General features: G+C 72.9%; 2 protein-coding genes and 1 pseudogene. 2 read left to right on the top strand and 1 reads right to left on the bottom strand.

Annotated features, from left to right (window positions below):
* Nucleotides 1–589: pseudogene (locus ACWEN3_RS44800) on the bottom strand (PucR family transcriptional regulator); the annotation flags it as partial.
* Between the two features lie 459 nt (nucleotides 590–1,048).
* Between ACWEN3_RS44800 and ACWEN3_RS44795 the strand changes: the two are divergent.
* Nucleotides 1,049–1,669: an L-threonylcarbamoyladenylate synthase gene (locus ACWEN3_RS44795; RefSeq protein WP_452983982.1), complete on the top strand. Its 621-nt coding sequence runs from the start codon at nucleotides 1,049–1,051 to the stop codon at nucleotides 1,667–1,669.
* A gap of 103 nt (nucleotides 1,670–1,772) precedes the next feature.
* Nucleotides 1,773–2,528 (top strand): dienelactone hydrolase family protein, encoded by a 756-nt coding sequence (locus ACWEN3_RS44790; protein WP_452983980.1) that lies wholly within the window; start codon nucleotides 1,773–1,775, stop codon nucleotides 2,526–2,528.
* Nucleotides 2,529–2,724: the final 196 nt, after the last annotated feature.

Here is a 2,724-nt window from a genome sequence, read left to right as displayed (position 1 = left end):
CGTGGTGTTCTTCGCCGGGTACCTGACGATGCGCAGGGACGCCCTCGCCCTCGCCGGGCGGCGCCTGATGGGCGGAGACGGTGTCCTCCACCATGAGCAGTTGCAGGATCGCCAGCCGCAGATCGGCCGTGGCGCGCCGCAGCCGGTGGCCGGCGTCGGCCAGCTCCCGCTCGCGCAGGAGCAGTTCGAGCACTCCCGCGGTGTGGCCCAGGATCTCGGCGGTGTGCCGGTCGAAGGGGACCGGGCGGGCGACGGCCAGTACGGCCCGCGCGGCCGTGTCCGGCCCCGGTTGCCGTATTCCGACCAGACGGACGTGCCGGACACCGTCCTCTAGGGCCGCGGCGGAGACCCGGCCGGCGGCGACGTCGGCGACCACCGCCGCGTCGAGCGGCAGCCGCTCTCCGGCGAGGAGCGCGCCGCGGGCATCCTGCAGACACACCGACGCGCGTGTGCTCCGGGCGAGCCAGGCCACGAGCCGGCGCAGGTCACGTGCGGCGGGCCGCAGTTGGGCGAGCAGTTCCCGCGCCCAGTCGTCGTCGGTGCCGTACGGCTGCCAGGACGCCGGGCCCTCGTCCGATCGGCCGGCCACGTTCCCCTCTCCTTGTCGTCAAGTCGACCTTGATGTTCGCACCCGGACGTTACCCGACAGCCCGCGACCCCGTCCTCCACGGCGTCCCGCACGCCTGGACATGGCTCCGCCGGCGACCCTGGGGGGGGTGGGCCACCGGCGGAGACGCCACGCCCGGGGCGGGGGAATGCCCGGGCGGCTCACCGGTCGGCTGCCCCGGATTCCACGACGTACGCATAAATGCGGCGGGGTTGGCACGCCGTCCGAACGGGCGCGGCGGGCGGTGGGGCGGATCCGGCCCGTCAGTGCCGGTGCCGTCGGGCCGGTGCTCCAGCAGGCAGGACTGGCCGGGTCCGGGCAGGTCACCGTCGGTCGGTAAGAGGTCGTAGCAGCGTCGCACAGCCAGCACCTCATGAGTTTCCCTGCGACAGACCACGGGCGCTGTGCGTGCCGCACCCGGGTACGGCATAAGCTCGCCGGATGGCGAAGTACTTCGACGTGCACCCCGAGAACCCGCAGCCGCGCAGCATCGGCCAGATCGCCGACGCGGTGCGCTCGGGTGCGCTCATCGCATACCCGACCGACTCCTGCTACGCGCTGGGCTGCCGGCTCGGCAGCCGCGACGGCATGGAGCGGATCCGTTCCATCCGCCATCTGGACGACCGGCACCACTTCACTCTGATGTGCCGGGACTTCGCGCAGCTCGGCCAGTTCGTACGGGTGGACAACGACGTGTTCCGGGCCGTGAAGGCGTCGACACCCGGCAGCTACACCTTCATCCTCCCCGCCACCCGCGAGGTGCCGCGCAAGCTGCTGCACCCGAAGAAGAAGACCGTGGGTGTGCGCATCCCGGACCATGTGGTCACCCAGGCGCTGCTGGCGGAGCTGGGCGAGCCGCTGCTGTCCAGCACCCTGCTGCTGCCGGACGAGGAGGAGCCGCTGACCCAGGGCTGGGAGATCAAGGACCGGCTCGACCACACGGTGGACGCGGTGGTCGACTCCGGCGACTGCGGCACCGAGCCCACGACGGTGGTCGACTTCTCCGGCGGCGAGGCGGAGATCGTCCGGCGGGGGGCCGGGGACACCTCACGGTTCGAGTGAGCGGGCCGGTGGGTCGGCCGGTCCGGATCTTGCGTGGCAGCATGTGGTTGAACGCAGTACCGCGGGACACCCCCTCGCCACCGAACCTTGGAGGCCCAGCCCCATGACCGCCGTACAGGGAACAGCCATCGAGATCCGGGCCGCGGACGGCATCGCCGACGCCTACCTGAGCCATCCGGACGACGGCCGGCCACACCCAGGGGTGCTTCTCTACCAGGACGCCTACGGAATCCGCCCGCAGCTGACGTCGATGGCCGACCGGCTCGCCGCCGCCGGCCACACGGTCCTGGTGCCGAACGTGTTCTACCGCCTCGGCCGCACTCCCGTCGTCGACCTGCCGGAGTTCATCGACCCCGCCGCCGATCCGACCCTCTGGGAGCGGCTCGGCCCGGTCGTGTCCTCGCTGACGCCGGACCAGGCCAGGCGGGACGCCGACGCGTATCTGGGCTGGATGGCCGAGAGCCCGGTGGTCACCGACGGCCCCGTGGCGCTCGTCGGCTACTGCATGGGCGCACGGCTGGCGCTGCGCACGGCGGCCACCCACGCCGGCCGGGTCGCGGCCGTGGCCGGCTTCCACGGCGGCCAGCTGGCGACCGACGCGCCCGACAGCCCGCACCAGGGCGCGGGCGAGATCAGGGCCGAGGTGTACTTCGGGCACGCCGACCAGGACCGCTCCCTGCCCGAGGAGCAGATCCGCCGCCTGGAGGAGGCCCTGACCGCCGCCGGGGTCCGGCACACCTGCGAGGTCTACCCGGGCGCCGGGCACGGCTTCACGCAGGCGGACACCTCCGCCTACCACCAGGAGGCCGACGAGCGGCACTGGGCGGCGCTCCTCGACCTGCTCAAGCGCACGTTCTGACCCCCGCTCGGCAGACCTTCCGGCAGCGGCCCGGCGCACGCTGCGGCAGCTGGATCCGACGGGCTGACATGACACGGTCCCGCACCCGGACTTCGGGGTGCGGGACCGTGGTCGTACGGATCAGCCGGTCGTCAGGGCGGTGTCGTCCACGACGAAGCTGGTCTGCAGCGAGACGTCCGCCACGCCGCTGAACATC

It is taken from the genome of Streptomyces sp. NPDC004561 (assembly GCF_053602155.1).
This window is presented reverse-complemented; position numbering and strand designations above follow the sequence as displayed.

Bases quoted from the DNA above. Each gene is read 5' to 3' on its own strand.
- ACWEN3_RS44795 (WP_452983982.1), top strand. From the start codon at position 1,049: ATGGCGAAGTACTTCGACGTGCACCCCGAGAACCCGCAGCCGCGCAGC.
- ACWEN3_RS44790 (WP_452983980.1), top strand. From the start codon at position 1,773: ATGACCGCCGTACAGGGAACAGCCATCGAGATCCGGGCCGCGGACGGC.